Source organism: Nitratireductor mangrovi, from assembly GCF_007922615.2.
Lineage (GTDB): Bacteria > Pseudomonadota > Alphaproteobacteria > Rhizobiales > Rhizobiaceae > Mangrovimarina > Mangrovimarina mangrovi.
In genome coordinates this window covers 3,697,077-3,720,875 of the sequence record NZ_CP042301.2, presented here as the reverse complement: position 1 = coordinate 3,720,875, position 23,799 = coordinate 3,697,077, and the positions used below count along the sequence as shown (strand labels likewise).

General features: G+C 66.2%; 28 protein-coding genes and 1 other annotated feature. Of the genes, 10 read left to right on the top strand and 18 right to left on the bottom strand.

Annotated features, from left to right (window positions below):
* Positions 1-120: 120 nt before the first annotated feature.
* From FQ775_RS18220 to FQ775_RS18210, 3 genes are all read right to left on the bottom strand, one after another.
* Complete coding sequence (locus FQ775_RS18220; RefSeq protein ID WP_146300359.1) at positions 121-429, bottom strand: hypothetical protein; 309 nt, start codon at positions 427-429, stop codon at positions 121-123.
* A gap of 90 nt (positions 430-519) precedes the next feature.
* Positions 520-765, bottom strand: coding sequence for a helix-turn-helix domain-containing protein (locus FQ775_RS18215; protein WP_146300358.1), 246 nt, complete (start codon positions 763-765; stop codon positions 520-522).
* 2 nt (positions 766-767) lie between these two features.
* Positions 768-1,316 carry a DUF2975 domain-containing protein gene (locus tag FQ775_RS18210; RefSeq protein WP_146300357.1) on the bottom strand — a complete coding sequence of 183 codons (549 nt, stop codon included), beginning with the start codon at positions 1,314-1,316 and terminating at the stop codon, positions 768-770.
* A 78-nt stretch (positions 1,317-1,394) separates the two neighbouring features.
* Here FQ775_RS18210 and FQ775_RS18205 point away from each other — a divergent pair, with 78 nt between their 5' ends.
* On the top strand, positions 1,395-1,982 hold the full coding sequence (locus FQ775_RS18205; RefSeq protein WP_146300356.1) for a hypothetical protein: 588 nt from the start codon (positions 1,395-1,397) through the stop codon (positions 1,980-1,982).
* Positions 1,983-2,025: 43 nt separating this feature from the next.
* On the opposite strand, the gene leuC is transcribed toward FQ775_RS18205, so the two are convergent.
* The gene (gene leuC / locus FQ775_RS18200) at positions 2,026-3,432 is read right to left on the bottom strand and encodes a 3-isopropylmalate dehydratase large subunit (RefSeq protein ID WP_146300355.1); all 1,407 of its coding nucleotides are present in this window, start codon (positions 3,430-3,432) and stop codon (positions 2,026-2,028) included.
* Positions 3,433-3,747: 315 nt separating this feature from the next.
* Here leuC and FQ775_RS18195 point away from each other — a divergent pair, with 315 nt between their 5' ends.
* Together FQ775_RS18195 and FQ775_RS18190 are read left to right on the top strand one after the other, a co-directional pair.
* Complete coding sequence (locus FQ775_RS18195; RefSeq protein ID WP_167813044.1) at positions 3,748-4,443, top strand: BA14K family protein; 696 nt, start codon at positions 3,748-3,750, stop codon at positions 4,441-4,443.
* 134 nt (positions 4,444-4,577) lie between these two features.
* Entirely contained in the window at positions 4,578-4,988 is a 411-nt protein-coding gene (locus FQ775_RS18190; RefSeq protein WP_146300353.1) for a hypothetical protein, read from the top strand.
* Between the two features lie 91 nt (positions 4,989-5,079).
* Here the strand turns inward: FQ775_RS18190 and FQ775_RS18185 are convergent, their stop codons facing one another.
* From FQ775_RS18185 to FQ775_RS18160, 6 genes are all read right to left on the bottom strand, one after another.
* The gene (locus FQ775_RS18185; protein ID WP_146300352.1) at positions 5,080-5,928 is read right to left on the bottom strand and encodes a universal stress protein; all 849 of its coding nucleotides are present in this window, start codon (positions 5,926-5,928) and stop codon (positions 5,080-5,082) included.
* Positions 5,929-5,991: 63 nt separating this feature from the next.
* Entirely contained in the window at positions 5,992-7,476 is a 1,485-nt protein-coding gene (locus FQ775_RS18180; RefSeq protein ID WP_146300351.1) for a SulP family inorganic anion transporter, read from the bottom strand.
* A 69-nt stretch (positions 7,477-7,545) separates the two neighbouring features.
* Positions 7,546-7,601 (bottom strand) — a sequence feature (sul1 is cis-regulatory element that is thought to sense ions involved in sulfur or methionine metabolism; They are found in Alphaproteobacteria).
* An 84-nt stretch (positions 7,602-7,685) separates the two neighbouring features.
* Positions 7,686-8,219 carry an MgtC/SapB family protein gene (locus FQ775_RS18175; RefSeq protein WP_146300350.1) on the bottom strand — a complete coding sequence of 178 codons (534 nt, stop codon included), beginning with the start codon at positions 8,217-8,219 and terminating at the stop codon, positions 7,686-7,688.
* A 40-nt stretch (positions 8,220-8,259) separates the two neighbouring features.
* On the bottom strand, positions 8,260-8,898 hold the full coding sequence (locus FQ775_RS18170) for a class I SAM-dependent DNA methyltransferase (protein ID WP_146300349.1): 639 nt from the start codon (positions 8,896-8,898) through the stop codon (positions 8,260-8,262).
* Positions 8,899-8,954: 56 nt separating this feature from the next.
* Positions 8,955-9,767, bottom strand: a complete 813-nt coding sequence (locus tag FQ775_RS18165; RefSeq protein ID WP_146300348.1) for an amino acid ABC transporter permease — start codon at positions 9,765-9,767, stop codon at positions 8,955-8,957.
* A 67-nt stretch (positions 9,768-9,834) separates the two neighbouring features.
* Positions 9,835-10,632, bottom strand: coding sequence for a transporter substrate-binding domain-containing protein (locus FQ775_RS18160; RefSeq protein WP_146300347.1), 798 nt, complete (start codon positions 10,630-10,632; stop codon positions 9,835-9,837).
* 185 nt (positions 10,633-10,817) lie between these two features.
* On the opposite strand from FQ775_RS18160, the gene FQ775_RS18155 reads away from it, so the two are divergent.
* From FQ775_RS18155 to FQ775_RS18140, 4 genes are all read left to right on the top strand, one after another.
* A complete protein-coding gene (locus FQ775_RS18155; RefSeq protein WP_146300346.1) occupies positions 10,818-11,513 on the top strand; it encodes a helix-turn-helix transcriptional regulator in 696 nt (231 codons plus the stop codon).
* A 69-nt stretch (positions 11,514-11,582) separates the two neighbouring features.
* The gene (locus FQ775_RS18150) at positions 11,583-12,053 is read left to right on the top strand and encodes a YybH family protein (RefSeq protein WP_146300345.1); all 471 of its coding nucleotides are present in this window, start codon (positions 11,583-11,585) and stop codon (positions 12,051-12,053) included.
* 45 nt (positions 12,054-12,098) lie between these two features.
* Positions 12,099-12,644: an NUDIX hydrolase gene (locus tag FQ775_RS18145; RefSeq protein WP_146300344.1), complete on the top strand. Its 546-nt coding sequence runs from the start codon at positions 12,099-12,101 to the stop codon at positions 12,642-12,644.
* Positions 12,641-13,684, top strand: a complete 1,044-nt coding sequence (locus FQ775_RS18140) for a DUF2332 domain-containing protein (RefSeq protein WP_146300343.1) — start codon at positions 12,641-12,643, stop codon at positions 13,682-13,684. Before FQ775_RS18145 ends, FQ775_RS18140 begins: the two co-directional genes overlap by 4 nt.
* A gap of 11 nt (positions 13,685-13,695) precedes the next feature.
* On the opposite strand, the gene FQ775_RS18135 is transcribed toward FQ775_RS18140, so the two are convergent.
* From FQ775_RS18135 to FQ775_RS18100, 8 genes are all read right to left on the bottom strand, one after another.
* The gene (locus FQ775_RS18135) at positions 13,696-14,310 is read right to left on the bottom strand and encodes a pyridoxamine 5'-phosphate oxidase family protein (RefSeq protein ID WP_146300342.1); all 615 of its coding nucleotides are present in this window, start codon (positions 14,308-14,310) and stop codon (positions 13,696-13,698) included.
* 173 nt (positions 14,311-14,483) lie between these two features.
* Positions 14,484-15,131 carry a septation protein A gene (locus tag FQ775_RS18130; RefSeq protein WP_146300341.1) on the bottom strand — a complete coding sequence of 216 codons (648 nt, stop codon included), beginning with the start codon at positions 15,129-15,131 and terminating at the stop codon, positions 14,484-14,486.
* 6 nt (positions 15,132-15,137) lie between these two features.
* On the bottom strand, positions 15,138-16,955 hold the full coding sequence (ftsY, locus tag FQ775_RS18125) for a signal recognition particle-docking protein FtsY (protein WP_146300340.1): 1,818 nt from the start codon (positions 16,953-16,955) through the stop codon (positions 15,138-15,140).
* 11 nt (positions 16,956-16,966) lie between these two features.
* A complete protein-coding gene (mtaB, locus tag FQ775_RS18120) occupies positions 16,967-18,247 on the bottom strand; it encodes a tRNA (N(6)-L-threonylcarbamoyladenosine(37)-C(2))-methylthiotransferase MtaB (protein WP_146300339.1) in 1,281 nt (426 codons plus the stop codon).
* On the bottom strand, positions 18,247-19,128 hold the full coding sequence (dapF, locus tag FQ775_RS18115) for a diaminopimelate epimerase (protein ID WP_146300338.1): 882 nt from the start codon (positions 19,126-19,128) through the stop codon (positions 18,247-18,249). The genes mtaB and dapF overlap by 1 nt, the downstream gene beginning before the upstream one ends.
* Positions 19,129-19,216: 88 nt before the next feature.
* Positions 19,217-19,378 carry a DUF1328 family protein gene (locus tag FQ775_RS18110; RefSeq protein ID WP_146300337.1) on the bottom strand — a complete coding sequence of 54 codons (162 nt, stop codon included), beginning with the start codon at positions 19,376-19,378 and terminating at the stop codon, positions 19,217-19,219.
* Positions 19,379-19,459: 81 nt separating this feature from the next.
* Positions 19,460-20,032: a hypothetical protein gene (locus FQ775_RS18105; protein WP_146300336.1), complete on the bottom strand. Its 573-nt coding sequence runs from the start codon at positions 20,030-20,032 to the stop codon at positions 19,460-19,462.
* A 54-nt stretch (positions 20,033-20,086) separates the two neighbouring features.
* Complete coding sequence (locus tag FQ775_RS18100) at positions 20,087-21,184, bottom strand: MBL fold metallo-hydrolase (RefSeq protein WP_146300335.1); 1,098 nt, start codon at positions 21,182-21,184, stop codon at positions 20,087-20,089.
* 60 nt (positions 21,185-21,244) lie between these two features.
* Here FQ775_RS18100 and FQ775_RS18095 point away from each other — a divergent pair, with 60 nt between their 5' ends.
* The 3 genes from FQ775_RS18095 to zapE all read left to right on the top strand — a co-directional run bounded on the left by FQ775_RS18095 (position 21,245) and on the right by zapE (position 23,617).
* Positions 21,245-21,706, top strand: a complete 462-nt coding sequence (locus FQ775_RS18095; RefSeq protein ID WP_246730167.1) for a VOC family protein — start codon at positions 21,245-21,247, stop codon at positions 21,704-21,706.
* 110 nt (positions 21,707-21,816) lie between these two features.
* Entirely contained in the window at positions 21,817-22,386 is a 570-nt protein-coding gene (locus tag FQ775_RS18090; protein WP_146300334.1) for a protease inhibitor Inh/omp19 family protein, read from the top strand.
* 40 nt (positions 22,387-22,426) lie between these two features.
* Positions 22,427-23,617, top strand: a complete 1,191-nt coding sequence (gene zapE, locus FQ775_RS18085) for a cell division protein ZapE (protein WP_146300333.1) — start codon at positions 22,427-22,429, stop codon at positions 23,615-23,617.
* The last annotated feature ends 182 nt before the right edge of the window (positions 23,618-23,799 follow it).

The following is a 23,799-nucleotide window of genomic DNA, read 5'->3' as shown; positions in this document are numbered from 1 at the left end:
GGGCATGCATAAACCACAGGTGTCGAAAAAGTCGTTAATGGGCGCGGGCTTTTTCCCCTACGCGACGGGAACGCCGTCCTGCCGCCGGCCGTTGTGGTCGGGCCGGCGGCAAGGCAACGGTCACTGGCGGGCGAGTTTGCCTGCCGATCCGATCTTCGGCAGCCTGCTGGTGGCGACGCGCTCGACGGTGCCCCCGACGCAGTCGCCATTCTCCTTGCAGTCGATGAAGCCGTTGTCGGTCACGCAGCCGTAGCCGCCTTTCTTGGCGTGGGTGCCGTAGCCGATGTTGTCGGGATTCTTTTCGCAGGCTTCGCGGACCTGCTCACGGCTTGCCTTGAGTTTCTTGGTCTTCATCTCGGCGAAGGCGGAGCCGGCCGACATGGCGACAAGCGCGGTGGCGAGCGATGCGGCGATGAGTCTGGCGTACATGGCGGTTTCTCCCTCTGGCCTCCGGCCTTGCTCCAACCGGAATGTCGCCATGTTGCCGCCGGGAGCTTGAACCGCCGCTGAGCGCCGCGTTCATTCGCGGTTCACGGCGGCGGGGCCGCCAGCGGGTGCGTCTTCGTCGCGATATTCGAGAATGTCGCCGGGCTGGCAGTCGAGCACATGGCAGATCTTCTCCAGCGTCTCGAAACGCACGCCGCGGACCTTGCCCGACTTGAGCAGCGACACGTTCTGCTCGGTGATGCCGATCTGCTCGGCAAGCTCCTTGGAGCGCATCTTGCGCCGGGCCAGCATGACGTCGAGATTGACGATGATCGGCATCTTCAGACGATCGCGCGGTGGTCTTCGCGGATTTCGGCGGCGCCGGCGATGATGCGGCCGGTGATGAGCAGGACGCCGGCCATGAGGAAGGCCAGAAGGTCGGGAGAACCAAGCGAGACCGAAAGGGCGCGCTCGCCGGGCGGATTGGCGAAGGTCAGGGCCGAAACGACCGCCGTGCGCATCAGAACCGACGTTGCGGCGGTGGCCAGGAAGGCGACGCCCGCCCGGTGCATCCAGTTGGCGGCATCGGCCGTCAGCGGCTCATCCGACGCGAAGGCGCCGAACATGCGCCAGAGGCAATAAAACGCCGACATCAGGATCGCCAGCTGGATCGCCAAGAGCACGAGCGTGACCGTCGTCGAGGCCGGCGTCAGCGCGATCCGGTGCCCCTCGGCGAAGGAGTCCTCCAGGATATTGCGGAACGTTGGTGCGTCCACCGAGGCGACGATAAGCAGGCCTCCGGCAGCCAGCAGCACGGCGGTGGCGAAAAGCGCCGTCACATGGCGCATGCGGCTGCTGAGGCGGCGCGCGCGGTCGAACTCGGTTGTCATGTCGGACTCCTGTTTGACAAGATGAAATTAATGTAAGACAATAATTTAATCCTGTCCAGCATAATCTGGAAACGCGCCATGACGATTTCTCGCTTCGCCATTCTTGCCCTTGCCGCCGGCCTTGCCGGCTGTGCGAGCCTGTCGCCCATCGCGGCCGTGAGGCTTGCCGCGTTCGATCCGCTCGCGGCCGATCCCGCGGGCATCGCGGTCGCCGTAAAGACCTCGGAGCGGCTGCATGTCGGCGACGGCAACGTCATCCTGCGGCTGGCGCTCGCGGCCGACGATCCCGCTCTCGCTTTCGACGAGACGTTCCGCCTTGCGGTTTCCGGGGTGAGCGCAGGGTCCGCTTTCCCTGACCGGATCGAGCAAGGCGAGCATGTCCGCATCGCGACCGTGCGGGAAGCGGACCGGGCCCGTCTTGCCGCCGCGCAAGCCAAGGCGCGCGCCGCCCGCGAGACCGGCAACAAGGGCAAGGGCACGCTGTCGGTGTCGGTCACCGGCGGATGCCGGACCGGGCCGATCGACGGGCAGCAAACCAGGCTCGGCACCTATATGCGCACGGAGCGCGAGGGGGCGTTCTTCGCACTGACGCGCGGGACGCGCCTCGCCGAGGCGATCGGCGCAGATAAGGTGGCGGCCATCCCCGAATGCGAGAGCGCCGGCTGACGCCGGCGCTCATGTTTCGATCTCGACGGGTGGCCCCGCCCGGTTACTTCCAGTCGCGGATGTCGACGAAATGGCCAGCGATCGCCGCCGCCGCGGCCATGGCCGGGGAGACCAGGTGGGTGCGGCCCTTGAAGCCCTGACGACCCTCGAAATTGCGGTTCGACGTCGAGGCGCAGCGCTCCTGCGGCTTCAGACGATCCTCGTTCATGGCGAGGCACATGGAGCAGCCGGGCTCGCGCCAGTCGAAGCCGGCCGCCTGGAAGATGACGTCGAGGCCCTCGGCCTCGGCCTGTGCCTTCACCAGGCCGGAGCCCGGCACGATCATGGCGTCGACGCGCTCATTGACCTTGCGGTCCTTGACGATCTTCGCCACGGCGCGAAGGTCCTCGATGCGGCCATTGGTGCAGGAGCCAATGAAGACGCGGTCAAGCGCGATGTCGGTGATCTTCGTACCCGGGGTCAGGCCCATATAGTCGAGCGCGCGCTTCTTGGAATTGCGCTTGTTCTCCTCGGGGATGTCGGCGGGATCGGGCACGACGCCGGTGACCGAGGCGACATCCTCGGGCGAGGAACCCCATGTGACGATCGGCGGCAGGTTGGCGGCATCCAGCACCACGGTCTTGTCGAAATGCGCGCCCTCGTCGGTGTGCAGCGTCTTCCAGTATTCGAGCGCCATGTCCCAGGCCTTGCCCTTCGGCGCGCGCGGCTTGTCCTTGACATAGGCAAAGGTGGTCTCGTCGGGGGCGATCAGGCCGGCACGGGCGCCGCCCTCGATCGACATGTTGCAGACCGTCATGCGGCCTTCCATCGACAGCGCCCGGATCGCCTCGCCGGCATATTCGATGACGTGGCCGGTGCCGCCGGCGGTGCCGATCTCGCCGATGATGGCGAGGATGATGTCCTTGGCGGTGACGCCCTCGGGCAGTTGCCCGTCGACGCGCACCAGCATGTTCCTGGCCTTGTTCTGGATCAGCGTCTGGGTGGCGAGCACGTGCTCGACCTCGGAGGTGCCGATGCCGTGGGCCAGCGCGCCGAAGGCGCCATGAGTGGAGGTGTGGCTGTCGCCGCACACGATCGTCATGCCGGGCAGGGTGAAACCCTGCTCGGGGCCGACGATGTGGACGATGCCCTGCCGCATGTCGACCTCGTTGTAATAATCGATGCCGAAATCGGCGGCGTTCTTGGCCAGCGCCTCGACCTGGATGCGGCTTTCCTCGTTGGCGATGCCGTGCGAGCGGTCCGTGGTCGGCACGTTGTGGTCGACGACGGCGAGCGTGCGCTCGGGATGGCGCACCGGGCGGCCGGCCAAACGCAGGCCCTCGAAGGCCTGCGGGCTCGTCACCTCGTGGACGAGATGGCGGTCGATATAGAGGAGGCAGGTGCCGTCGTCCTGACGGTCGACCAGATGGTCTTCGAAAATCTTGTCGTAAAGGGTTCTGGGGGCGGTCATTGTCTTGCGTCCGTCGATAAGGGAGCTGGATCAGGCCGGCGCTGGCCGGAATGACGGGGCTAGGAAAGCCGGGTCAAAAGCGCGCCGGAGATGCGCGCGAAAAAACGCGCCGGCAGGCGCTTCCTGTCCTGCAGGGCGAAGCGCTTGTAGGCCGGGTTCCCGAACAGCTCTTCCATGGCGTGGCTCATACCAGCAAACTTGGGGACCGGCAATCTTGGGCGGCGCGCAGCCGTCGGCGCCATGTCTTTATGGGTTCTTCACGGAACCGACAAAGAGCTGCCGCATTTGCCTCCCGAGGAACAAGGAGGAGAGCAGATGAAACCTCTGCTGGCGTTCATCGGCGGCTTTGTTGCCGCGCTCGGGATTTTCGGAAGCGGCGTGTTTGCGGCGATCGTCTTTCTCAACGCAGAACCTGTGCCCGCGCAATCGAAGGGGCAGAACATGGCCGAGCTCTGGAGTTCCGTACCACGGCCGGTCCAGAAGGCCGCCCAGAGCTTCGAGCGCGTCGCCGGGAAAGCGATGGCCAATGAAGTTACCGACACCGAAGAACGGCATGCAAGCGTCCGGGACGAGAGACACGCCCCCCCGGTCCAAGAGACCGTCGATCCCATGACGACAGCGGCCGTTCGCCGGGACGCGACGGAACAGCGCGAAGCCTCGCCACGCCGCGTGAAAGCCGCTGCGGCCCATGTGGCCTGGTGTTCGCACCGATACCGCTCATACCGGCCGGAAGACGACAGCTACACCCCCTACAGTGGCGGCCGCCAGCGCTGTGTGTCGCCCTACTCCGACGTCCTGTTTGCGGATGACGGCGCAGGCGAAGAGGCGCCGAAACTGCAATATGTGGTTCGGGTCGATCAGGCGCGCCACGGAAAACTGGTGCCTGCGACGGGGCCGATAGAACTCTCGGCGGAGCACATAAGAAGCTGCTTCAGCCGCTATCGTTCCTATCGCCCCGAGGACAACAGCTACCAGCCCTTTGGCGGGGGTCCCCGCCAGCAATGCCTCTAGCGCGCCTGCGGCAGGCCGTGGGGAAGAGCGGCGTCCGGTACTCGCTGCTCGCGGATGACAGGAGAAAGCCGCAGGCCCCTTGCGCATCCCGGCATGAGCCTTGAAAAAGTCAAGGTTTTCGAGGAACGGCGCCGATGGCATTCGTGATCAAGGCCGCCGTCGACGACCCGCAGGCAGCCACCTTCGTCTTTGTCGCGCAAAAGACGATGTATGGCGGCAAGCGCATCGCGGAGGGTGATATCATCTATCTGTTCGCGAGCGAGAACGAAGGCGGGCAGGGCCTCATCGCGCGCGGCGTGGTTACTTTGGCCGAAGAGGTTGCGAAAGAGCCCGGCATTGCCCGGCAGACGCCGCGGGTGAACATTTCCGTTCGTCGTACGGGGTCGGCAAGGCGCCCGTTGGGACGGCGCGAACTGAAGCCATTTGCCAACTGGGGTGACGGCCGGCCCGCAACCGAACTCAATTTCAAGTTCTACCGGCAGGCGACCAACAAAATCGGCGGCATCTCGGATGAAGCCGCCGCGTTCCTGGACGGCTTTTTCTAGGCTGGGGCGTTGCCGCGCGTCACCAAGCGCCGGTCGCCGTGCGTCGGGTTCCACGCTGGATCGTCGCCTTGCGCGTGTTTGCGCCCGGCCGCTAGCGGAACAAAAACACCGGGATCTTGCAGGCCCGGATCATCTCGCTGGTCGTGGAGCCGATGATCATGCTGCGGATGCGCGAGTGGCCGTAGGCGCCCATCACCAGAAGATCGATCCCGTCGCGTTCGACGCGCTCGGCGATCACCTTGTCCGGCTGGCCGGGCGCAAGTTCGGCCGCGGCCGTGTGGCCGGCCGCTTCCAGCGCTGCGCGCGCGGCTTCGATGCCACGACGGTTTTCCGCCGTGTCGGCGCCGACCCGCAGCAGATGGATGTCGAGGCCGGCCAGCAGGGGCGAGGCAGCGATGTGGTCGATTGCGCGACCGATGCTCGGCCCGCCATCGTGGGCGATCAGCACCTTTGCGACCGGCCGCCAGGCGCGGGCCGCGACGTAGACCGGGCGCGTCGCAGAACGGGCGATACGCTCGAGGTTGGAGCCGAGATGCAGTCTGGCGAAGTCGGCACCTTCGCCGCGCTTTCCGATCACGATCAGCCCGGCCTGCTTCTCGGCCTCCGCAACCGCCTCCAGAAGGTCGCCGTTGCGCAGCCGCATCGTTGCCGTCACGCCGGCCTCGGCAAGCGTCGCCTGGGCATCTTCCAGGATGGCGCGACCGCGCTTTTGCGCCAGTCGCGCCCGGGTCTCGTCGAGCGCGCTGAGTTCGGCCAGCAGGGCCGAGCGCGCGCCGAGCGAGATGGTGCCGGAAAGGTCGGCGGAGGCGGTCTCGCGCCGTCCGAGGACATGGACGAGCTCCACCGCGGCATCGGTGCGCCGTGCGATCCAGGCCGCATTGTCGCACACACTTTGCGAATAGGTGGAACCGTCGATGAGCGCGATGATCTTGGATGTCATGGTGTTCTCCTGACCGGGAAGATATCCGCATGAGGCCAGCGGCCGCGAAGATCTGGCTGGCCGTCAATGCGCCATCAGCTTGTCGAGCGCGTTCGGCTTGTCGTGGATGGCGAGGCGATCGACGATCGTCTCGCTCGCGGCGTTCATGCCGACGATCTCGACCTCGGCGCCGTCGCGACGGAATTTCAGCACCGCCATGTCGAGCGCGGCGACGCTGGAGATGTCCCAGATATGGGCGCGCGACACGTCGATCGTGACCTTCTCGAGTGTCTCCTTGAAATCGAAAGCGGCCATGAAATCCTCGGCCGAGGCGAAGAAGAGCTGGCCTTCGACGATGTAGGTGCGGCTGCGGCCATCGTCGCTCAGGGTAGACGACACGCGGAACAGCTGGGCGATCTTCCAGGCGAAGAAGATGCCCGACAGCAGGACCCCGACGAGGACACCGATGGCCAGATTGTGGGTGAAGATGACGCAGATCACGGTCGCCAGCATGACGATGGAGGACGAGCGCGGATGATCCCTCAGATTCTTCACCGACGACCATGAGAAGGTGCCGATCGAGACCATGATCATGATGGCGACCAGCGCCGGCATCGGGATGCTGCTGACGAGGTCGCCCAGCACGAGGATCATGAAAAGCAGCAGAACGCCGGCCGCGAAGGTGGACAGCCTGCCCCGTCCGCCCGACTTCACATTGATGATCGACTGGCCGATCATGGCGCAGCCGGCCATGCCGCCGATGAAGCCGGTTGCAGTGTTGGCGAGCCCCTGGCCGATGCATTCCTGGTCGCGGTCAGAAGACGTGTCGGTCAGATCGTCGACGATCTGGGCGGTCATCAGCGACTCCAGCAGGCCGACGACGGCGACGGCGGCCGAATAGGGCAGGATGATCAGCAGCGTTTCGAGGGTGAGCGGGATGTCGGGGATAAGGAAGACCGGCAAGGTAGAGGGCAGTTCGCCCATGTCGCCGACCGTGCGCACGTCAAGGTCGAGCGCGATCGCCGCCGCCGTCAGCACGACGATGCAGACCAGTGGCGAGGGTACGACCCTTGTGAGGTAGGGAAACAGGTAGATGATCGCCAGTCCGGCCGCGACCATCACATAGGTCAGCCCGGTCACGCCGACGAGTTCGGGAAGCTGTGCCATGAAGATCAGGATGGCGAGCGCGTTGACGAAGCCGGTCATCACCGAGCGCGACACGAAGCGCATCACCTGACCGAGCTTCAGCAGCCCGGCGCCGATCTGCAACAGCCCGGCCAGAACCGTCGCGGCCAGCAGATATTGCAGGCCGTGATCGCGCACCAGCGTCACCATCAGCACCGCAGTTGCCGCCGTCGCGGCCGAGATCATGCCGGGACGGCCGCCGACGAAGGCGATCAGGACGGCGATCGAGAAGGAAGCGTAGAGGCCGACCTTCGGATCGACGCCGGCGATGATCGAAAAGGCGATCGCTTCGGGGATGAGGGCGAGGGCGACGACAAGCCCGGCGAGGAGGTCGGCGCGCACATTGGAAAACCACTGTGCACGATAGGCATAAAGTGATGGCATCGGTATCCGGGACGTCAAAGGATGGGCGCGACCCGGCAGAAGGGCCGCAGGCGGGGAGGCGTCAGTAGTGATTGTCCGGCGGGTCGGCGGCCGGAAGAGCCACCCGGGTTCTCACCGGGTCCGAACGGATGTCACTTTCCTAGCCCGTTTGATGCTGCGGCGCAACATGCGGAGCGGCGGCGAAGGTGTTCACGCGGCGCGGAGGCCGTTCAGTCGCCGGCGTTCTTGCCCTGGTTCCGGTCTTCCCCGTCCTTGCGGATCATGCCGGAATCGTCCTCGAAAGGCCTTTCGACCAGCCGCAGCAAGGCCAGGACGATGACCGCGAGCACGGTCGCCATCACGGCGATCTGCCAGAAACCGAGCCCGCAGGCGAGGCCGATGGCGCCGGCAAGCCACATGCCGGCACCGGTGGTCAGGCCATGGACCTCTCCGCGCGCGAAGACGATGAGGCCGGCGGCAAGGAAGGCAACGCCGGCGGTGACGGCCTCGACGAGGCGGATCGGGTCGATGCGGACCGCCTCGTCGGAGAAGGCGGGCAGATGGGTGATCTCGATGGTGAGGATCGCGACGGTGGCGGCGGCCAGGCAGACAAGGATATGGGTGCGCAACCCGGCAGGGCGCGCTCGCCACTCGCGCTCGAGGCCGACGACGGCGCCAAGCGCAGTCGCCAAGAGCAGCCGCGTCGCGATCACCGTGACCGGCAGCCAGCTCGCGCGGCCGAAATCGGAGAGGAACTGGTCCATACAGGTGCCTTAACGCCGGCGTGGCGCCAGGGTTCCGGGCTCAACCGACCTGAAACACGAACGACTTGACCAGAACGTCCGGTTCGCCGACGGCGAAGGCGCGGAAAGGCTGGCTTTCCTCGACCGGTCGCCATTTGCCGGCGGCCGTCAGCGCGTCGAAGCGTTCGCGGAAGCCGGCGCTGTCGATCAGCAGGTCGCGGACGGTGAAGATGGCGTGGCCGCCGGGCGCGGTGATGCGCGCCAGTTCGTCGAGGCCGGAGGCCGGTGCATGGCCGGCGGTGAAGACGCCGGCGGCGATAAAGGCGCGGAAATGCCCGTCGGGCCAGGGCAGCGGTTCGCCGAGCGCGGCCTTTTTCAGCTCGCCATAGGCGTTGCGGGAGCGGGCAATGGTCAGCATCTCCTCCGAGAGGTCGAGGCCTGCGAGGCGATCGTAGCCGAGCGCCTTGAGGAACGGGCCGGACAGCCCGGTGCCGCAGCCGGCATCGAGGATCGGGCCGGCGCCGGCCGGTACATGCCGAGCAAGCCAGCCGGTAATCAGGAAGGGCAGGCAATAGCCAAGCTCGGCGGTCTCGCGGTCGTAGCTTGCCGCCCATGCGGCATAGGCGTCGGCAAGTTCGGCCTCGCTGCTCGCGGCATAGACGAGGTCGAGCGGGCGGGGTGAAGGGCTGTCGTCGGTCATGCCGACAGGCTAACGCTTCGGGGCGGGCTCCGCCAGAGGCGCCGGTCCGGCCATCCTCAGCCGGCCTGCTTGCGGCGCAGGCGCCTTTCGAACGCACGCAGGCCGAGCGACAGGCCGACGGTGAGGATGAGGTAGATATAGGCGACGATCGAATAGGTCTCGAAGAAGCGGAACGAGCCCGAGGCGTAGACCTTGCCCATCTGGGTGATGTCGGCGACGCCGAGCACGGAGACCAGCGAGGAGTCCTTGACCATGGCGACGAAGTCGTTGCCGAGCGGCGGCAGGATGATGCGGATCGCCTGCGGCAGCACGATCAGCCGGAAGCGCTGGAAACGCGACAGGCCGAGCGCCTGCGCCGCCTCGATCTGGCCGGGATCCACCGACTGGATGCCCGCCCGGAAGACCTCGGAAATGAAGGCGGAATAGCCGATGGTGAGCGCGATGACGGCGCGCCAGAGCAGCGAGACGTCGCGCACCAGCAATTCGCCGATCAGCCCCGCCTGCTGAAGCGGCTGGGCGAGAAAGTTCCACAGCGCGACGAAGGCGGGCACGCCGGCAAAGGCGATCCAGAACAGGAGCACCAGGATCGGCACGCCGCGGATGATCTCGACGTAGAAGCGGGCGATCTGCCGCAGCAGCAGCGAGTTCGACAGCGCCATCAGCGCCACGCCGAGCCCGATCAGCGAGGCGAGCGAGAAGCCGACGACGGTGACGAAGACCGTGATGGCGATGCCGCGCGAGACGGTGGCGAAGACCTGTGCGTAGAGATCGCTTGCGGCGATGAACACGGCGATCGCCACGGCCATCGCGACCGCGACGAGCAGCCACCAGGGAAACTCCCTGGTGGCGGAGGCAGGGGACGGATGCATCAGGAAGCGACGCTATCGAGCCAATGCCTGCGCGGGGTTCCACGCCGCACGCCGGCGCAGGCCGGGATCACTGGCCGAGCTTGTAGTCGAGGAACCACTTCTTGTTGAGCGCGTCGAGCGTGCCGTCTTCCTTCATCGCGGCGATGGCGGCGTTGATCGGCGCGACAAGGTCGGAACCCTTCGGGAAGATGAAGCCGAAATCCTCCGAGCCGAGCGGGCCGCCGATCACCTTGAGCTTGCCGCCCGAGGATTCGACGTAACCGTTGGCGGCAACGCCGTCGGTCAGGACAAGGTCGACGTCGCCGGCCAGCAACGCCTGCACCGTCGCGCCGAAGGTCTCGAAAAGCTTGATGCGCGGATTGGCCTCGTCGCCGTCGAGGATGTTGTAGACCGAGACGTAGAAGGGCGTGGTGCCCGGCTGGGCGGCGATCAGAAGGTTCTCCTCGGCCGCGAATTGCTTTTCGTCGGCAAACCGCTCCTCGTCGTCGCGCACCAGCATGCGCATTTCCGAATGCATGTAGGCGTCGGAGAAGTCGACCTTCTCCTTGCGGTCGTCGCGGATGGTGATGCCGGTCATGCCCATATCGTACTGGCCGTCTGATACCGACTGGATCATAGCATCCCAGCTCGTGTTCTGGATCTCGACCTTGAAATTGAGGCGCTTGGCCATGTCGGCGATGGCGTCATATTCCCAGCCGATCGCATCACCGGTCTTCGGATCGATGAACTGGAGCGGCGGATAGGCGTTCTCGGTCACCACGACCACGGTGCGGCCGCCGAGATCGGGCAGTGCCTGGGCATGGGCGGCGAGCGGAAGGAAAAGGGCGGCGCCAAGCGCGGCCAGCGACAACGGAAATCTCTTCATGTGAAGCTCCTGGGGGCAGCCTCCGGCTCTGGCGGCCGGACCGGGGCGGCAGTTTAACGCGCGGTCCATCACGCGCAAGGCGCTCGGCTGGCATCTGCTGCCGCGCCTGTCGCGCCGGGGGCTTGGCGGAGGCCGCCGTCATCGGCATGCTCGGCCGGGCAACGCGGGGGCAGGTGAGGAAGACGATGTCGCGGGCGGAACGTCTCCTGGAACTGATCGAGGTGCTGCGCCGGCATCGCCGGCCCGCCAGCGGCAGCACGCTTGCGCGCGAAACCGGGGTCAGCCTGCGCACGCTCTATCGCGACATCGCCTCGCTCAGGGCACAAGGCGCGCCGATCGAGGGCGAGCCGGGTCTCGGTTATGTGCTTCAGCCCGGCTTCATGCTGCCGCCGCTGATGCTGCGCGACGAGGAGATCGAGGCCCTGCTGCTCGGCTCGCAATGGGTCGCGGAGCGCGGCGACGAGCGGCTGGGAACGGCGGCACGCAACGCCATGGCGAAGGTGGCGAGCGTGCTGCCTGATGACCTCAGGAACCGCCTCGACACCTCGACCCTGATGATCGGGCCTGTCGACGCGGCGGAGACCGATACCGTCGACCTGGCGGTGATCAGGGAGGCGATCCGCAAGGAGCACAGGCTTGAGATCGTCTACCGCAAGGAAGGTGGCAAGGGGGAAACGCGGCGGACGATCTGGCCGTTTGCGCTGGGCTTCTTCGAAAGAGTGCGAGTGGTGGTGGCGTGGTGCGAACTGCGTCAGGCCATCCGGCACTTTCGCGGCGACCGGATCCTGGCGATGAGCCTGACCGGCGAGCGTTATCCGCGCCGCCGCCACGCGCTGATGCGTGAGTGGCAGCAGGCCGAGCAAGAAAAGCCGTTGCGCTGAAACGATGCTGCCACTTTCTGGCAGTTGCTGCTGCTACGCCGTCAGCGTTGCATCAGAAAGGAAACTCCCATGCCTGAACCCAGTCTTCTGCCAGCTCTTGCCGGGATGCTCACACTCGCAGTGCTGCCGGTCGCATCGCCTGCCCTGGCGGCCGGCGCCGAAACCGACGTCGTGAAGGTGATCGAAAGGATGACGTCGGCCTTTGCCGCCAAGGACGTCGACACGGTCCTTTCGACCTACGAGGCGAATGCCGTTGTGGTCGGCGAACCCGGCCAGCCCGCCTCCGGAACGCCGGCGCTCAGGGCGCTGTTCGAGAGCTTCATTGCCGTTGACCCGCATTTCACCTATCACGGCCATGAAGTGATCGAGGCAGGCGACATAGCTCTGCACCTGATGCCGTGGTCGATGACCGGAAAGGCCCCGGACGGAACGGTGATCGAAGACGGCGGACTTTCGGTGGCGGTCTTGCGCCGCCAGCCTGACGGCCGCTGGCTGATGGTGATCGATGATCCCTATGGCGATCACCTGATGAAGCGGTAGGCCTGCCGCTTCACCGCCCCGGCGAAAGCGGGTAGCCTGCCGGCCATGACCTATCCGCTTTCGCCCGTCTTTGCCCGCACCGTGCCCGACGGCGATACGCATGAACGCGCCGTATGCGAGAATTGCGGCTTCGTCGCCTACGAGAACCCCAAGATTGTGGTCGGCTCGGTGGTGCGCCACGACGGCAAGCTGCTTCTGTGCCGGCGCGCCATCGAGCCGCGCCGCGGCTACTGGACCGTGCCGGCCGGCTTTCTTGAGTTGCACGAGACCCCGGAGGACGGCGCGCGTCGCGAGGCGCTGGAGGAAGCCAACGCACGACTTGCCATCGAAAGCCTGCTTGCCGTCTATTCGGTGCCGCGACTGTCGCAGGTGCAGCTGATCTATCGCGCGGTGCTGCACGAGCCGGGCTTTTCGGCCGGCGAGGAAAGCCTTGAAGTCGGACTGTTCGGCTGGGACGACATTCCCTGGGACGATCTCGCCTTTCCGACGGTGCACTGGATGCTCGGCCATGAGCGACAGGTGCAGGAAGGATCGATTGCAGCGCCGTTTGCCAATCCTGAAGGCCGCAGCGCCGATCTGAGGCCGCGATGAGCGCGGCCGCAATCCGCGATCATTTCGAAAAGCAGGCGATCGCCTGCGACGATCTCGGTTCGCCCTTCACGGCCCGGCTGTGCCGGGCGCTGGCGTCGGTCCTCGACCGCTCGACGGTCACCGGCCTGCAGGTGCTCGAATGGGAAGGAAATCCGCGCGCCGACGCACTGGCGCTCAGGCTCTGCGGCGGCCTGCATGCGCTGGTACTGTCCGGCGAGGACGACGCCCTGGCCGCGCTTTTTCCGGCGGCAAAAGTGGCGCAGGCGACGTTCGAGACGGAACTGGCGGCAGCGATCCGGCGCAACGACGAGGCGCTGGTGCGAGCGCTCGACAATCCGCCGCAGACCAACGAGATCGCGCGGGCAGGCATGATCCTGCCCGGCTTCCTTGCGGCGGCACGCGCGCTGAAACGTCCGTTTTCGGGCGCCGAGATCGGGTCCAGCGCCGGGCTCAACCTGATCTTCGACCGTTTCCGCTACGATTACGGCGATGCCGGCTGGGGCAACGCCGCGTCACCGGTGCGGCTTTCGCCGGAGATGCGCGGCACGCCGCCGCCGCTCGATGGCGAATTGGCGATCGTCGCGCGCGCCGGTAGCGACATCCGCCCGGTCGACTTTCGCGATCCCGACCAGCGGCTGCGGTTACGCTCCTATCTGTGGGCGGACCAGCCTCACAGGCTGGAGCGTCTCGACGCCGCGATCGGTCTCGCCGAGGCTGAACCGTTCGTGGTCGAGCGCGCAGATGCGGCCGATTTCGTTCGCCGCCGGCTGGCTGGGCCGCGGGACGGGACGGCGCTGGTCTTCTTCCACACCATCATGTGGCAATATCTGCCGCGCGCGACCAAGGACGCGATCGTGGCGGTACTCGACGAGGCAGGGAAGGCGGCGACGCCCGACAGCCCGATCGCCCGGCTGCGCATGGAGCCACGCGACCCGAACGACCCTTTCGCCACGCTCAGCGTGACAACATGGCCGGGCGGCGAGACGACGAGGCTCGCCAAATGCGACTATCACGGCCGCTGGATCGAATGGACCGGCTGAGGCGAGTGGCCTCACCACATCGTCTTGCGATACGCTTCCTCGAGCCGCCGGTCGGCCTCGGCGGCCTGTTCGGCAAGGGCGAGTTGATCCTTCATGATCTCGCCCAGCGTCGGCATCGCTGCACGTGGCGGCCAGGCCTCCGGGTTCCACAGGGCCGAACGCAGGAACGCCTTGGCGCAATGCATGTAGCAGGCGTTGACCGTGACGATCATCACTGACGCCGGGCTCTTGCCGTCGACGGCGAGTTCCAGCCGCAGCGCCTCGTCGGCGGTGATGCGGGCAGTGCCGTTGACCCGCAAGGTCTCGTTCATGCCGGGGATGAGAAACAGCAGGCCGACGGCGGGATTGGCGATGACGTTTTCGAGCGTGTCGAGCCGGTTGTTGCCGGGCCGGTCGGGAATCGCGAGGGTGTTGTCGTCGAGCACGGCGACGAAGCCGGGCCTGTCGCCCTTGGGCGTGACGTCGCCATTGCCGTTGCCGTCGGACGAGCCGATGAGCACGAACGGACTTTTGGCGATGAAGTTGCGGCAATGAGGGTCGAGCGCCTTCAACTCCTTGCGCAGAGGAAGGTCGCCGGGCGCCTTGTAGTGCTGGCGCAGTTGCTCGCGGGTCTCGATGAATTGCATGGCGGCTCCCTCTAGTGGTTCATTTCCGACATTCGCATCCCGTTCGTATCGGCCGCGAGGGCAAATGTCGGAAACCGAAGAACCACTGGCAAGTTCAAGTTCCTAGTGGAATGAATCTGACATTCGATGTTGAGGCCGACAGCGAGCGGCTATCGAATGTCAGATTCATTCCACTAGCCTTTCTGCTCGTCGAGCGAATGACGCATGACCAGCGGCATCTGGCTGAAGGTGAAGATCAAGGTGATCGGCATGATGCCCCAGACCTTGAACGCCACCCAAGCGTCGGTGGAGAAGGAGCGCCAGACGATCTCGTTGACAAGAGCCAGGAAGAAGAAAAACAGGCCCCAGCGGAAGGTGAGCTTGCGCCAGCCCTCGGCGTCGAGCCGGAACGCCTGGTCGAAGACATAGCCGAGCAGCGAACGGCCGAAGATGAGCCCGCCAAGGAGCACGGTCCCGAACAGCGAATTGACGATGGTCGGCTTCATCTTGATGAAGGTCTCGTCCTGCAGCCACAAGGTCAGCGCGCCGAAGACGAAGACGATGACGCCGGAGACCAGCGGCATGATCGGCAGCGAGCGCACCATGATCCAGGAGATGCCGAGCGACAGCGCGGTGGCGATCATGAACATCCCGGTGGCGATGAAGATCGGTCCACCGAAGGCGGCAAGCGACGGAAAGGTCGCTGCCAGCCATTCGCCGCGCGCGTTGGCGAAAAAGAAGACGACCAGCGGCCCGAGCTCCAGCACCAGCTTCAGGAGCGGGTTCATCGCGTCACGTTTCGGGTCTGCGGGTTCGCGTTCGAAGAGGGGTTTGTCGGTCATTTTTCGCTATGCCACGCCGGCGATCGCCCTGGCGAACTCGCCGGCCGAAAAGGGTTCCAGATCGTCGACCTGTTCGCCGACGCCGATGAAATAGACCGGCAGCTTGTGCCTGGCCGCGATGCCGACAAGGATGCCGCCACGCGCCGTGCCGTCAAGCTTGGTCATCACCAGGCCGTTCACACCCGCGACATTGCGGAAGATCTCGACCTGGTTGAGTGCATTCTGGCCGGTGGTTGCGTCGACAGTTTGAAGGACCGTGTGCGGCGCCTCGGGATCGAGCTTGCCGAGCACGCGCACGATCTTTTCCAGTTCCGCCATCAGCTCGGCCTTGTTCTGCAGGCGGCCGGCGGTGTCGATGATCAGCACGTCCGATCCCGCCTCCTTCGCCTTTTCGAAGGCGTCGTAGGCGAGGCCGGCGGCGTCGGCACCGAGCTTTGAGGCGACCACCGGCGAGCCGGTACGCTCGCCCCAGATCTTGAGCTGCTCGATGGCGGCGGCGCGGAAGGTGTCGCCGGCCGCCAGCATGACGTCGAGACCGCCGCCGACGAGCTTGGCGGCGAGCTTGCCGATGGTGGTGGTCTTGCCTGTGCCGTTGACGCCGACGACCAGAATGACGTGCGGCTTGTGCGACAGGTCGAGCTCGAGCGGCAGCGCCACCGGCGCCAGCACCTTCTCGATCTCGCCGGCCATGACGGTCCGCACCTCGTCGTCGGAGACGTCGCGGCCGTAGCGACCGGAGGCCAGCGTGTCGGTGATGCGGATCGCGGTCTCCATGCCGAGATCGGCCTGGATCAGAACGTCCTCCAGATCCTGGAGCGCGTCCTCGTCGAGCTTGCGCCTGGTGAAGACGCCGGCGATGTTGCCGCCGAGTTCGCGCGAGGAACGCGACAGGCCGTCGCGCAGGCGCTGGAACCAGCTGCGCTTTGCTTCCGGTTCGGGCGCAGCGGGCGCTTGCTCGACACGCGCCTCGACGGTTTTCGACACCGTGACGCGGCCGGCGGGAGGCGAGGATCTTGGCGTCGGCGCGGTTGGCGGAGGCTCGACCGCCGGCGGCGGTTGAGGTGGGGTTTCCTTCGCCGGCTCGGCTGATATGTCGCCAATCTCCCGCGGCGGAGGAGCCGCCTTGTCGCTGGCATCGGCGGTTTCGGCAGCGGCGGGCTCGGCACCGACGGATTCTGCCGGCAGCGGTTGGGGCCCGGTTTCCTTTGGCTCCTTCTCAGGAGCAGGCTCGGCCGGCTTTTCGGCTTCCAGTTTTCTCGGTAGCGGCCGCGTTTTCGAACGTTCCTCTACAACCGGCTCGGCCGGAGTCTCGCCGACCTTCGCCGGAGGAGGAGCGGAGGGAGCCGGCTCCGGGGTTGGTTCGGCTTCCGGTGCGGCCGGCTCGGGCTTGAGCTTCGCGGCGGGTTGGCCCTCGCGCTCCTCGGTCGGCGTCTCGCCTGCCTCTTCCCGCGGTGGAGATGGGGACGCCTCCTCCACCGGTGGCTCACCCTTGAGAGATGGCGGGGTTTGCGGTGCATCAGGTTGCCTGGACGCCGGCTTAGCTGGAGCTTCGCCCGCGGTCTCCTTCGCCGCTTTCCCGGGAACGGGCTCCGCCGGCTTTTCGGCTTCCGGTTCCAGGAGGGGTAGCCAGGTCTTCGGGCGTTCCCCTTCACCTGGCTCGGAAGGACCCGGCTCCGGCTTTGCCTTTTCCGGCGCGGGCGGCGGCGGCGCGGTTTCAGTGGGCGCGGGGGCGGTCGCCGCCTCTGCTGCCTCGTCTTCGGCGGGAACCTCCTCGACCTGCTTCTTGCCGAAGGAGAAGATCTTCTTGATGAAACCGAATGCCATGCGTGCGTCCGTCAGGCCGCCTCGGCCAGCGCGACGGCGTTCAGCCGTTCGCCGTCATGGCCGGCAATGCGGGCGGCGACGATGTCGCCCGGTGCGCCGCGATCAATTGCGGTGACAGCAAAACCTTCCGTGCGGCCGAGACCTTCGCGTTCGACAAGAATTTTCTGGGCGCTGCCGACAACGCCGTCGAGATGGCGGCGATAGGCGATCTCTCCAACCTCGCGCAGGCGCGCGGCGCGCTCCTTGACCAGCCGGCGCGGCAGTTGCGGCATGCGGGCGGCCGGCGTGCCCTCGCGTGGCGAGAACGGGAAGACGTGGAGGTGGGTCAGCCCGCACTCATCGACGATTGCCAGCGAATTCTCGAACATCGCCTCGGTCTCGGTCGGGAAGCCGGCGATGATGTCGGCGCCGAAGACGGCGTCGGGACGCAGACGGCGAACGTCCTCGCAGAAGCGGATCGAATGGTCGCGCAGGTGGCGCCGCTTCATGCGCTTCAGGATCATGTCGTCGCCCGACTGCAGGGACAGGTGCAGATGCGGCATCAGGCGCGGCTCGTCGGCGAGCGCCGCCATCAGATCCTCGTCGGCCTCGATGGAATCGATCGATGACAGCCGCAGGCGCTGGAGCTCCGGCACCTGGCGCAGAATGGTGCGCACCAGGCGCCCGAGGCGCGGCGCGCCCGGCAGGTCGGTGCCATAGGAGGTGATGTCGACGCCGGTGATCACCACCTCGCGATAGCCGTTGCCGGCCAGTCGCTTGATCTGCTCGACGACGGCGCCCATCGGCACCGAGCGGGAATTGCCGCGGCCATAGGGGATGATGCAGAAGGTGCAGCGGTGGTCGCAGCCGTTCTGGACCTGCACGAAGGCGCGGGCGCGGCCCTCGATCGCATCGACCATATGGGGCGCGGTCTCCGTCACCGACATGATGTCGTTGACGCGGGTCTTTTCGGTGTCGTTGACGCCGAAATCGGGCAAGGCGCGGTAACTCTGGCTCTTCAGCTTCTCCTCATTGCCGAGCACGAGATCGACCTCGTCCATGGCGGCGAAGCTGCCGGGATGGGTCTGGGCGGCACAGCCGGTGACGATGATGCGCGCGGCCGGGTTCTCGCGGCGCGCCTTGCGGATCGCCTGGCGCGCCTGGCGCACCGCCTCGCCGGTGACGGCGCAGGTGTTGAAGACCACGGCACCGCCGTCGAGCTCGCCGAGGCCGGCGGCCTCGGATTCGCGGCGCATGATTTCCGACTCATAGGTGTTGAGCCGGCAGCCGAAGGTAACGATGTCGACAGCCATCAGACCGCGCCCTCGACTTCGCGTTCCCAGGCGCCGGTGGCGGGATCGAAGCGTCCCGAGAATTCCCATTCGGCGGGGCCGGTCATGATGACGTGGTCGTCATCGCGCCATTCAATGAGCAATGGTCCGCCCGGCACGGTGACGGTCACGCCGCGGCCGGTGCGGCGGGTGCGCGCCGCGCAGACGGCGGCAGCACAGGCGGCGGAACCGCAGGCGCGGGTGAGCCCGGCGCCGCGCTCCCAGGTGCGGATGGTTATGGCGTCGGGAGCGGTCACCCTGGCAATGGTGATGTTGGCCTTTTCGGGAAAGATCGGATGGTTTTCGAGCAGCGGCCCGAAACGCTCGAGATCGTGCGACCAAACGTCGTCGTCGACCCAGAACACGGCATGCGGGTTGCCCATCGAGACCACCGAAGGCGAATGCAGCACCGGGGCGTCGATCGGGCCGATCTGCAACTCGATCATGCGGGTGTCGCGAAATTCCTCGGCGAGCGGGATGTCCTGCCAGTCGAAGCGCGGCTTGCCCATGTCGACCGAGATCGAGCCGTCGGCATGTTCCTCGGCGTTGAGGATGCCGGCCACCGTCTCGAAGGTGAAGCGGGCTGTACCGGTCTCGGCGGCCAGCGCCTGCACGACGCAGCGCATGCCGTTGCCGCAGGCCTGGGCGGAGGAGCCGTCGGAATTCAGAATCTCGATGAAATTGGCCGTGCCGGGCGTCTTCGGATCATGGATCGCCATGATCTGGTCGAAACGCGTCGCCGGGTCCGCGGCCAGCGCGCGCGCGGCAGCTGGCGATACGCGCCCGGCGCGACCGCGCATGTCGGCAACGATGATCTCGTTGCCGAGCCCGTTCATCTTGGCAAAATGCGGCCGCTCTTCCATTGCCGGTCCAGGTGATCGATCCGGCCCCTATATGGCGGAAGCGAGCCCCGATTACCAGACGCTGGCGATGGCGGCCGCAGAGCGAGGATCAGGCGATCGCCACCAGGCCGAACAGCACCAGCAGGAACAGGATCAGCGCGACGGCAATCAGCAGCTTGGCGCCGGTCATGGCGGCACCGGCCAGCGAATTGAGGCCGAGAAGGCTCGCCACCGCAGCGACGACGAGCAGAATGAGTATCCATTTGATCATGAGCGCGCTCTCCGGATTGACCCTTTGCTGGGCGGACAATCAAAAGAACGCGTTTCGGCGCGTACCGTTCCCTCAGCAGGGTCAGCCGGCGATCTCGAACGGCACGTCGAACTCGGCGGTCTTGTCGGAGTGCCTGTCCTTCAAGAGGAACCGCCCGACATACTTGCCGGTCGGGGCGCCGCTGAGGTTCAGGTTCACGGTCAGATGAAACTCGCGATTGCGGTAGCGGACCGGCGTTTCGACCGAGACGAAGTTTTCGCGCTGCAGCACCTGTGTGCCGGCTTCATCCTCAATCGCCAGGTCGATGTCGAAAGCGATCTGGCCTGCCCCGAGCGAGTCCTTGCCGTAGGCAAAACCGATCGGCTCGACATAGATGACGATCGCCTCGCCCGGCCCGAAGGCCGGCTTGTCGCGCGGCGCGTAGATGCCATAGCCGGACACGCTCTCGACAAGCACCGCCCGTCGCACCGTCAGCGGCATGGTATCCCAGATTTTCGCGACCGCAGAATCGAGCGTCTCGATCGCCGCGATCGGCTGGCCGGCGGCGAACTGTTTCTCGGCCTCGGCCCCCTTGTCCGCTATCGATCCGGCAGCGGCCGCGCCTGAAATTCCACCGGCGACCATCAAAGCCATCACCCCCCGCAACATACGCATCCTTCGCCTCTCCCGTGTCGCCCCGGTACTATCCTAGCGCAAGGAAGGGCGATGTCACGCCTCGGATGTTTGCGGCACGTCCCAGACCTCGCCCGGCAGCAACGGCCGGAAGCGTTGCCGCGGCATGCCGGCGGTGTCGAGCGCGGCGAACAGGCGGTCGCGCGGCTCCTCGATCGCCTCGTTGGTGAGATGGAAGGTGCCCCAGTGGCAGCCGGCGGCATGTTCGGCCCCAAGCAGTCGCATCGCCTCGACGGCTTCTTCCGGGTTCTGGTGCTGGGGCTCCATGAACCAGCGCGGCTCGTAGGCGCCGATCGGCAGGACGGCGAGGCGGAAGCGGCCGTGGCGCTCGGCCGCGGCGCGGAAATTGATGCCGCGATGGAAGCCGGTGTCCCCGGCGATGTAGACTTTGCCGGCCGGGCCGGACAGCACGAAGGCGGCCCAGAGCGCCATGCGGCGGTCGCCGGTGCCGCGCGCCGACCAGTGGTGCGCGGGCTCGATATGGACGTCGAGGCTTCCAGCCGCGTTGGAGAGCGTGACCCGGTCCCCCCAGTCGCCGGCGTGAATGCGCATGTCGGGCACCGCGTCGCGGATGATGGCATCATTGCCGAGCGGGGTGACCACCAGCGGATCGTGCTTTTCCTTCAGCCGCCGCAAGGTGCCGAGGTCGAGATGGTCGTAATGATTGTGAGACAGAAGCACGGCGTCGACCGGCGGAAGATCGTCGAAGTCGATGCCCGGCGGGTTCACGCGCTTCGGGCCGACCAGCGAAAAGGGTGAGGCGCGGAGCGACCAGACCGGATCGGTCAGGATCGACAGGCCGCCGGTCTGGATGAGCAGCGTCGCGTGGCCGACCATGGTGGCGCGCAGCCCCTGGCCGTCAACCGACGCCTCCGGCCGCGCGGGCGGATGCGGGCTTGGCCATTCGCCCGGCCACCTAGCGCGACCGCCGCCGAACTGCCAGCGCAGGAAATCGGCGAACTGGCGTGGCGGCACGCCATCGGGATTGAAGAAGACACGACCGTCGAAATGGTCGCTGGGCGGACCCTGGTAGTAGGGATTGTCGCCATTGCGGCTGACGGCATAGGCGGTTCCGCCGGCAAGCGAGGCCGCGCCACCCAAGCCAAGCCATTTCAGCAGCGCTCGACGTTTCATCGCTTTGGAGATAAGGGCTTTAACGGACCGATCAAGGATTTTTTCAACACGGGTGAAGCGATGAAAAAGCGGACGGGCGAGCCCTGGATGGCGGCCGACGAGTTCGGTCGTTCGCTGCCGCGCGGCGTCGGGCTGAACCTGCTGGTTCCGGAGATCGCCGAGACCGAAACCTTCCTGCGCGAGGTGCTCGGCGCCAACACGATCTACGCCGACGCCGATTTCGCCGCGATCGAGATCGCCGGCTCGGTGCTGATGCTGCATGCCGACCATTCCTACGCGGACCATGACATGGCAGGCGTCGTCGCCGGCGTGGAGGCGCGCGGGACCGGGGTCGAAATCCGCATCTACGGTCTCGATCCGGATCGGGTCGAGGCGCGTGCGGCGGCAGTGGGTCATTTCGTGCTCGCGGGCTCCGCCGACAAGCCACACGGCCTGCGCGAGTGCCATATCGTCGGACCCTCGGGCTATATCTTCGTGCCGAGCCGCGCTATACCGCGCCAAGATTCGCCGCGCGCAACCTAATTTTAACCATGCGATCGTGCAATTGACCCAAAGATCGCCATGATTTTCGCCATTCAAGGCATCGATGCGGGGCGTATTTTCCCTGCCGTGATGTCCCACGGAGGAAAAGGATGAAGATTTCGATTTCCGGCACGGTTGCCCTGACGCTTTGCGCCCTGGCGGTTGCCGGATGCCAGAGCTCCCGCTTCAGTTCGGTCGGCGGGCCCGCACCACTCAATCCGGCCCCCGCGGGCACCGTCGTGGCGAGCCAGCTGCCGCCGCCGTCGCCGACCGGACCGACCGACCCGTCGAGCTTCCCGCCGCCGCCCGGCGGCACCGTCACGCCGGAAGAGAGCGAAGACGTCGCCGCGCTCGATCCGAACACGCCCGTCGTCGAGACGGCCGTGCCGACCGGCGCAGCGGACCTCACGGTCGGCAGCGTGGCGGGGGTGTGGAGCGCCTCCGTTTCCGGCCAGAACTGCCGCATCGCCACGCCACAGACGAAGTTCGGCCAGGGCTTCCGCGCCGGCCCGTTGCGCTGCCCGGCGCCGCTCGATGGCGTGAAATCGTGGAATGTCGCCGGCAAGCAGCTGTCGCTCTACGACGAGAGCGGCAACGTGCTTGCCCGCCTCTATTCGTCGGGCGGCGAGCGCTTCGACGGCCAGATGTCGACCGGGCAGCCGATCTCGCTTTCGCGCTGAGGAGCCAGGACAAGCTGATCGCGCGAACCGAGGCCGGCCCATGTCCCTGCGCGACGGATTGCAGCCGTTTCCCTCGGTTCGCCAGGCCTATGAACGCCTGATCGAGCGCGGCGAGGTCACGCGCGACCTCGCCCAGGAAAAGATCGCCAAACGCCTCGACCGGCTGGTCGAGGAACTCGCCAACAAGCGGCTGGCCGCCAAGTCGAGCGCGCTCGGCTGGCTGTTCGCGCGCCGGCGCGAACCGAAGGCGCCCGTCAAAGGCCTCTACATCCACGGCGCCGTCGGCCGCGGCAAGACCATGCTGATGGATCTGTTCTTCGAACTGGTGCCGGTCAACCGCAAGCGCCGGGTGCATTTCAATGACTTCATGGCCGAGGTTCATGATCGCATTGGCCGGCATCGCACGGCGCTGAAGGCGGGCGAGGTCAAGGGCGACGACCCTATACCGCCGGTAGCGCGGGCGCTGGCCGGCGAGGCCTGGGTCTTGTGCTTCGACGAGTTCTCGGTCACCGATATTGCCGACGCCATGATACTGTCGCGGCTGTTTTCGGCCCTGTTCGAGGAGGGCGTGGTTCTGGTCGCCACGTCCAACGTCGCGCCGCAGAAGCTCTATCACAACGGCCTCAACCGACCGCTGTTCGAACCTTTCATCGCCATCCTGGCGCGCCACGCCGATGTGATGAGCCTTGACAGCGATACGGATTACCGGCTGGAAAAACTGAACCGGCTGCCGGTCTACCTGACGCCGCTGGACGAGGAGACCGGCGAGGCCTTCGAGGCGGCCTGGCGCGACTATGCCAACGGCGCGGCCGAGCAGGCCGAGGAGGTCGCGGTCAAGGGACGCTCGATCAAGGTGCCGCGCGCGACGCGCGACGCGGCGAGGTTCACCTTCGAGGAGTTGTGCGGGCGGCCCTTGGGTGCGCGCGACTATCTGGCGATCGCCGCGCGGTTCCAGACCCTGTTCGTGGAAAGCGTCCCGGTCTTCGACGACGCCATGCGCAACGAGGCCAAACGTTTCATCCTGCTCATCGACACGCTCTACGACAAACGCATGCGACTGATCGCCAGCGCCGCCGCGCAGCCGCAGGCCCTTTATCGCGGCCGCACCGGCACGACGGAATCGTTCGAGTTCGAACGCACGGCATCGCGGCTGATCGAGATGCAAAGCCGCGACTGGCCGGATGGCAAGGCGGAGGAGGCGGGTGTGCGAGAAGCGGGACACGACGCCTGAGCCGAGGGGTATTCTCGTACAGATGTCGGCGGGGAAGGCTGAACGTTGACGCTTTTTTCGGCAATGTTTTGACGTTTACGTAACTCCCGATATTTATAAACGATTGAATTCATTCATATCGAAAGAATCGGTTGAGTTTTTTTGCCGCCGAGTCTAAGGCCACGCGCGAATTTTGTCGCAAC

What these genes read in the sequence shown, in the direction of transcription:
- FQ775_RS18105 (WP_146300336.1), bottom strand. Translation starts at nt 20,032, where the DNA reads ATGCGTATGTTGCGGGGGGTGATGGCTTTGATGGTCGCCGGTGGAATT.
- FQ775_RS18210 (WP_146300357.1), bottom strand. Translation starts at nt 1,316, where the DNA reads ATGACAACCGAGTTCGACCGCGCGCGCCGCCTCAGCAGCCGCATGCGC.
- FQ775_RS18135 (WP_146300342.1), bottom strand. Translation starts at nt 14,310, where the DNA reads ATGCAATTCATCGAGACCCGCGAGCAACTGCGCCAGCACTACAAGGCG.
- zapE (WP_146300333.1), top strand. Translation starts at nt 22,427, where the DNA reads ATGTCCCTGCGCGACGGATTGCAGCCGTTTCCCTCGGTTCGCCAGGCC.
- FQ775_RS18190 (WP_146300353.1), top strand. Translation starts at nt 4,578, where the DNA reads ATGGCATTCGTGATCAAGGCCGCCGTCGACGACCCGCAGGCAGCCACC.
- FQ775_RS18170 (WP_146300349.1), bottom strand. Translation starts at nt 8,898, where the DNA reads ATGACCGACGACAGCCCTTCACCCCGCCCGCTCGACCTCGTCTATGCC.
- mtaB (WP_146300339.1), bottom strand. Translation starts at nt 18,247, where the DNA reads ATGGCTGTCGACATCGTTACCTTCGGCTGCCGGCTCAACACCTATGAG.
- dapF (WP_146300338.1), bottom strand. Translation starts at nt 19,128, where the DNA reads ATGGAAGAGCGGCCGCATTTTGCCAAGATGAACGGGCTCGGCAACGAG.
- FQ775_RS18185 (WP_146300352.1), bottom strand. Translation starts at nt 5,928, where the DNA reads ATGACATCCAAGATCATCGCGCTCATCGACGGTTCCACCTATTCGCAA.
- leuC (WP_146300355.1), bottom strand. Translation starts at nt 3,432, where the DNA reads ATGACCGCCCCCAGAACCCTTTACGACAAGATTTTCGAAGACCATCTG.
- FQ775_RS18205 (WP_146300356.1), top strand. Translation starts at nt 1,395, where the DNA reads ATGACGATTTCTCGCTTCGCCATTCTTGCCCTTGCCGCCGGCCTTGCC.
- FQ775_RS18090 (WP_146300334.1), top strand. Translation starts at nt 21,817, where the DNA reads ATGAAGATTTCGATTTCCGGCACGGTTGCCCTGACGCTTTGCGCCCTG.
- FQ775_RS18215 (WP_146300358.1), bottom strand. Translation starts at nt 765, where the DNA reads ATGCCGATCATCGTCAATCTCGACGTCATGCTGGCCCGGCGCAAGATG.
- FQ775_RS18195 (WP_167813044.1), top strand. Translation starts at nt 3,748, where the DNA reads ATGAAACCTCTGCTGGCGTTCATCGGCGGCTTTGTTGCCGCGCTCGGG.
- FQ775_RS18180 (WP_146300351.1), bottom strand. Translation starts at nt 7,476, where the DNA reads ATGCCATCACTTTATGCCTATCGTGCACAGTGGTTTTCCAATGTGCGC.
- FQ775_RS18110 (WP_146300337.1), bottom strand. Translation starts at nt 19,378, where the DNA reads ATGATCAAATGGATACTCATTCTGCTCGTCGTCGCTGCGGTGGCGAGC.
- FQ775_RS18100 (WP_146300335.1), bottom strand. Translation starts at nt 21,184, where the DNA reads ATGAAACGTCGAGCGCTGCTGAAATGGCTTGGCTTGGGTGGCGCGGCC.
- FQ775_RS18130 (WP_146300341.1), bottom strand. Translation starts at nt 15,131, where the DNA reads ATGACCGACAAACCCCTCTTCGAACGCGAACCCGCAGACCCGAAACGT.
- FQ775_RS18160 (WP_146300347.1), bottom strand. Translation starts at nt 10,632, where the DNA reads ATGAAGAGATTTCCGTTGTCGCTGGCCGCGCTTGGCGCCGCCCTTTTC.
- ftsY (WP_146300340.1), bottom strand. Translation starts at nt 16,955, where the DNA reads ATGGCATTCGGTTTCATCAAGAAGATCTTCTCCTTCGGCAAGAAGCAG.
- FQ775_RS18175 (WP_146300350.1), bottom strand. Translation starts at nt 8,219, where the DNA reads ATGGACCAGTTCCTCTCCGATTTCGGCCGCGCGAGCTGGCTGCCGGTC.
- FQ775_RS18220 (WP_146300359.1), bottom strand. Translation starts at nt 429, where the DNA reads ATGTACGCCAGACTCATCGCCGCATCGCTCGCCACCGCGCTTGTCGCC.
- FQ775_RS18145 (WP_146300344.1), top strand. Translation starts at nt 12,099, where the DNA reads ATGACCTATCCGCTTTCGCCCGTCTTTGCCCGCACCGTGCCCGACGGC.
- FQ775_RS18140 (WP_146300343.1), top strand. Translation starts at nt 12,641, where the DNA reads ATGAGCGCGGCCGCAATCCGCGATCATTTCGAAAAGCAGGCGATCGCC.
- FQ775_RS18155 (WP_146300346.1), top strand. Translation starts at nt 10,818, where the DNA reads ATGTCGCGGGCGGAACGTCTCCTGGAACTGATCGAGGTGCTGCGCCGG.
- FQ775_RS18095 (WP_246730167.1), top strand. Translation starts at nt 21,245, where the DNA reads ATGAAAAAGCGGACGGGCGAGCCCTGGATGGCGGCCGACGAGTTCGGT.
- FQ775_RS18165 (WP_146300348.1), bottom strand. Translation starts at nt 9,767, where the DNA reads ATGCATCCGTCCCCTGCCTCCGCCACCAGGGAGTTTCCCTGGTGGCTG.
- FQ775_RS18150 (WP_146300345.1), top strand. Translation starts at nt 11,583, where the DNA reads ATGCCTGAACCCAGTCTTCTGCCAGCTCTTGCCGGGATGCTCACACTC.